This is a genomic window from Kitasatospora sp. NPDC007106 (genome assembly GCF_040634455.1).
In the GTDB taxonomy this organism is placed as follows: Bacteria; Actinomycetota; Actinomycetes; order Streptomycetales; family Streptomycetaceae; genus Kitasatospora; species Kitasatospora arboriphila.
Genome location: NZ_JBEYFP010000477.1, coordinates 1 through 4589, shown reverse-complemented (window position 1 = coordinate 4589; position 4589 = coordinate 1). Strand labels below are relative to the sequence as shown.

Below are 4589 nucleotides of genomic sequence, written 5' to 3'. Positions count from 1 at the left end.
CCGAGCTCGACATGATCCTCATCATGACCGTGGAGCCGGGCTTCGGCGGCCAGGCCTTCCTGGACATCATGCTGCCCAAGATCCGCCGCACCCGGGAGCTGATCTCCAAGCACGGTCTCGACCTGTGGCTGCAGGTCGACGGCGGCGTCGCCCCCTCCACCATCGAGCGCTGCGCCGAGGCCGGGGCCGACGTCTTCGTCGCCGGCTCCGCCGTCTACAACGCCGCGGACCCGGCCGAGGCCGTCCGCGCCCTGCGCGCCCAGGCCGACGCGGCGACCGCCGGCGCCCACTGGGCCTGCCGCCACTGAGGCGGGCGCGGCCGTCCGGGCCGCGCACCGGCCGGAGGGCGGCCGGGGCCTGCCGGAAGGGCGGTCGGGGAGGCCGGAACTGACGGCCCGTAGAGTAGGGGCCCAAGATCGATCGGGGGAGGGGCCTTGGGAGCGAGCGGCGAGGAACGGACGGCCGGAACGACCGCGGAGGTCGGGAGGATCCCGGAGCAGTCCCGCGGGGTGTGGCGCGCCGTGCCCGGGGACGAGGCACCGGCCGGCGGACCGGAGGGTCCGCCGGCCGCGGAGCAGCCGGAGACCGGCACCGGCCGGCGCAGGTTCCTGCGGGCGCTGCTGGTCGCCGGCGTCGGCACCGCGGCGGTCGGCGGCGCCATGATCGAGGACGTGCTGCCCGGGGGTGACCGGCTGCGCCGCGCGATCGGCATGACCGGCCCGGACGGCACCGTCCCGGCCGTCGGGCCCGGCCCCGTCCGCACCGACCAGCTCGCCTCCAAGGCTCGCGGCCGCCGCATCGAGCTGACCGTCGTCTCCCCGCCCGGCAGCGCGCCCGGAGCCGACCTGCCGGTCTGCCTCGCCCTGCACGGCCGCGGCGGCTCCGCGGCGGCCCTCGTCGACCTCGGACTGCCGCAGTTCCTGGCCGCCGCCACCGCCAAGGGCGTGCCGCCCTTCCACCTGGTCGCCGTGGACGGCGGCGAGGCCACCTACTGGCACCGCCGCACCCCCGGGGACGACCCGATGGCCATGCTGCTGGACGAAGTCCCCCGCTGGCTCGCCGCCCGCGGTCTGGCCGCCCCCACCGGCGTGCTCGGCATCTCCATGGGCGGCTCCGGCGCCCTCCAGTACGCCCGCGCCCGCAACGGCGGACTCGCCGCCGCGGCCCTGCTCAGCCCCGCCCTGTTCACCTCCTGGGGGGACGCCCGGCCCGTCGACGCGTACCAGGACCAGGCCGACTGGGAGGCGCACGAGCCGCTGCGCCACCTCGACCGGCCGCTCACCCGCAGGCTCGCCGTCTGGTGCGGCACCGAGGACCCGTTCTGCCCGGCCGCCCGCAAGCTCGCCGACCGGGCCGCCGAGACGCACTTCCCGCGCGGCGCCCACACCGACGGCTTCTGGCGCCGGGTCCTCCCCGACGCCACCGCCTTCCTCGGCCAGGCCCTCGCCCGCCGGGCCTGAGGCGGCCGCGCCGCGGCTGCCCTGTGCTGCCCTGTGCTGCTCGGGGCCTTGGGATCGCCCGGGCCGGCCGCGGCTCGCCCGTCCCGCGCCTGCCGGGCCGCGGCCGGGTGCGGGGGGATACTCGCGGCATGAGCAACCTCGACGTCCGCCCCGCCGCCTCCCGCTGCGGCGGCGAGGCCTCCGACGGTCCGGTGAAGCAGCTGGTGGCCGGCCGTCAGGTGCCGCTCGGTGAGTCGACGGTGGTGCGCCGGCTGCTGCCCACCCTGGGGCGGCGGATGGTCGGCGCCTGGTGCTTCGTCGACCACTACGGCCCGGACGACATCGCCGACGAGCCCGGCATGCAGGTGCCGCCGCACCCGCACATGGGACTCCAGACGGTGAGCTGGCTGCACGAGGGCGAGGTACTGCACCGCGACAGCCTCGGCAGCCTGCAGACCGTCCGGCCGTACGAACTCGGCCTGATGACCTCGGGCCGGGCCATCTCGCACTCCGAGGAATCACCCCGCGAGCACGCCCGGCTGCTGCACGGCGCCCAGCTCTGGGTCGCCCTGCCCGACGCCCACCGCCACACCGAACCCGCCTTCGAACACCACGCCGAGCTGCCGGAGGTCACCGCGGGCGGGCTGCGCGCGCGGCTCCTCCTCGGCACGCTGGACGGCGCCACCTCGCCGGGCACCACCTACAGCGCCCTGGTCGGCGCCGACCTCGCCCTCCGCGAGGGCGCGGCCCACCGGCTGCCGCTGGAGCCGGGTTTCGAGTACGCGGTGCTGTCGATGACCGGCAGCGTCGACGTGGACGGCGTCCCGGTCGAACCGGGCTCGATCCTCTACCTCGGCTGCGGGCGCCGCGAACTGCCGCTGCTCGCCCGCACCGACGCGGCACTGCTGCTGCTCGGCGGCGAACCCTTCGAGGAGCAGCTCGTCATGTGGTGGAACTTCGTCGGGCGCACCGCCGAGGAGATCGCCGAGGCCCGCGACCAGTGGCAGGCGGGCGAGCGCTTCGGCGAGGTCCACGGCTACGGCGGGGAGCGCCTCTCGGCTCCGGAGTTGCCCGCGCTTCCCCTGAAGCCCCGGGGGCGCGAGCGATGACCTGCAGAGGTGAAGGGCCGTGGGTTTCCGGACGTGAAGGCATCCGCCCGGCGACGGTGCCGCTGAGGCGTCTCGCACAGCCGGCCGGCCGGGCCGTGCGGAGCCCCGGGGCGGGGGACGTCAGGGGCGGACGGCGCCCATGTACGGCATGTATTCGATCGGGGTGATCTCGATGTTCTTGCCGGTGCGCGGTGCGTGGATCATCTTGCCGCCGCCGATGTAGATGCCGACGTGGTGCAGGTCGGAGTAGAAGAAGACGAGGTCGCCCGGTTGGAGGTCGGCCTTCGTCACGTGCCGGCCGGCGTTCCACTGGTCCTGGGAGACGCGGGGCAGGGAGACGCCCGCGGTGCGCCAGGCGGCGCCGGTCAGCCCGGAGCAGTCGAAGCTGTTCGGGCCGGTGCCGCCCCACAGGTAGGGCTTGCCGAGCTGGGCATAGGCGAACTGGACGGCGGCGGCCGCGCGGCCGGTGGCCGGGCCGTTGTAGGTCTCGCGTGCGGTGGCGCGCGAGGAGCGGCCGTCCTGCGCGTTGACCTCGGCCTGATCGGCGGCGGAGAGGCTGTGCAGCAGCCGGGTCGCCTCGGCGAGCCTGGTCTGCACGAGCTTCTTCTCGGCGGCGAGGGCCCGGTCGGTGGTGTCGAGTTGGCCGAGGACGGCCGTGGCCTCGGCGCGCCGCTGGTCGAGTCGGCGCTGCTGGTCGAGCAGCAGTCGCAGCAGGTCGCTCTGGGAGCTGGCGGCGATGTCCTGTGCGGAGGCGCGCTTGAGGTAGGTGTCGGGGTCGGAGGAGAACATCAGCGCGACGGCGGGGTCGACGTTGCCGGTGCGGTACTGGTCCGCGGCGACCGCGGAGAGGCGCTCGCGCAGGCCGCTCATCCTGTCCTGGGCCGAGGCGACCTGGTTCTGCAGTTCGGTGGCGTCCTTCTGCAGCCGCTGCTGGGTCTCCTTGAACTTGTCGTACTTCTCGATGGAGACCTCGGCCTGCTCGTTGAGGTCCTCGACCTGGGCCTTGACGGTGGCGAGGTCGGGCTTGGGTGCGGCGTTCGCGTTGCCGCCTGCGGCGAGGATCGCGGAGCCGGCGGCGGCCGTGGTCACGATGGCCATCCGGGCCCGGCTCGGCGGCGCGGGCTTGCGGCGGTTGCCCATGCGTGGTCACTCCCTGACTGTCGTTCCGCCTGTTCGCGGCGCGGTCGTGGAGGGGGCGGCCGACAGCGGCCCGCCTCCATGTTCTAAGTAACTTAGTAGATGAAGGTGGGGTCCTGGCAAGTCCCGCGACCCGGCATCCCGGGGCCCGGGGTCAAGGTCCGCAGGCGAGCAGAACGGGAGTTGCGGGGAGGACCACGGCGGCGACCCACCAGGCGGTGCGCACCGCGCGCGGCAGCGGTGCCGGTTCCAGCAGCCGTCGCACGCGGGCGACGACGGCGTGGTCGCCGGCGCCCAGGGCGGACGGCCGGGTGCGGGCGGTGGCGAACAGGAACAGCGCCTCGGCGAGCACCCTGGGCGTGGTGGTGCGCAGCGCGCGGTCGTCGGCGGCCATCTCGACCAGTGCCGGGACTTCCCGTCCGGCGAGGCGGGCGGCGGGCAGCCAGCGCAGTCGTCGCCCGAGCGCGCCGGCGGCCGAGGTGATCAGGTGGTGGCGGCCGGTGAGGTGGGCGCCCTCGTGGGCGAGGACGGCGCCGCGGTGGGCGGGGGACATGCGCAGGGCGCCCTCGGTGAGGACGATCCGGCCGCCGTCGCCGGCCACGCACCAGGCCGCGGGCTCGTCGGCGTCCATCACCAGCCAGCCGTCCTCGTGCCGGCGGGCGACGAGGTCGAGCTGCTCGCGGTGCCGGCGCCGGGCGCGGGCGCCGCGGATCCAGGCGGTGAGGACGACGGCGGACAGGGCGGCCAGGATCGCCATGCCCATCCAGAACGCCTGGGCGTGGCCGGTTGACCCGCCGCTGCCGCGGAGGCCGGCGGGGAGCAGCCAGCCGAAGGGGCCGCGTCCGTGGTGGTCCGCGGTGATCAGCCGGTGCGCCAGCATGACGACGTTCGCGGCGCAGGCGAG

5 protein-coding genes are annotated in these 4589 nt (G+C 75.6%); 3 read left to right on the top strand and 2 right to left on the bottom strand.

Going from position 1 to position 4589, the window contains the following annotated elements; genetic code table 11:
* The 3 genes from ABZ641_RS26435 to ABZ641_RS26425 form a co-directional block, all read left to right on the top strand.
* The coding region (locus tag ABZ641_RS26435; RefSeq protein WP_359985555.1) for an orotidine 5'-phosphate decarboxylase / HUMPS family protein at positions 1-308 on the top strand (308 nt) is incomplete at its 5' end.
* Positions 309-434: 126 nt separating this feature from the next.
* Positions 435-1460, top strand: a complete 1026-nt coding sequence (locus ABZ641_RS26430; protein ID WP_359985552.1) for an alpha/beta hydrolase-fold protein — start codon at positions 435-437, stop codon at positions 1458-1460.
* Between the two features lie 128 nt (positions 1461-1588).
* On the top strand, positions 1589-2548 hold the full coding sequence (locus tag ABZ641_RS26425) for a pirin family protein (protein WP_359985550.1): 960 nt from the start codon (positions 1589-1591) through the stop codon (positions 2546-2548).
* 120 nt (positions 2549-2668) lie between these two features.
* Here the strand turns inward: ABZ641_RS26425 and ABZ641_RS26420 are convergent, their stop codons facing one another.
* On the bottom strand, positions 2669-3688 hold the full coding sequence (locus tag ABZ641_RS26420; protein WP_359985547.1) for a C40 family peptidase: 1020 nt from the start codon (positions 3686-3688) through the stop codon (positions 2669-2671).
* A 151-nt stretch (positions 3689-3839) separates the two neighbouring features.
* A partial coding sequence (locus ABZ641_RS26415; protein ID WP_359985544.1) for a M56 family metallopeptidase occupies positions 3840-4589 on the bottom strand: 750 nt, incomplete at its 5' end.

What these genes read in the sequence shown, in the direction of transcription:
- ABZ641_RS26425 (WP_359985550.1), top strand. Translation starts at nt 1,589, where the DNA reads ATGAGCAACCTCGACGTCCGCCCCGCCGCCTCCCGCTGCGGCGGCGAG.
- ABZ641_RS26420 (WP_359985547.1), bottom strand. Translation starts at nt 3,688, where the DNA reads ATGGGCAACCGCCGCAAGCCCGCGCCGCCGAGCCGGGCCCGGATGGCC.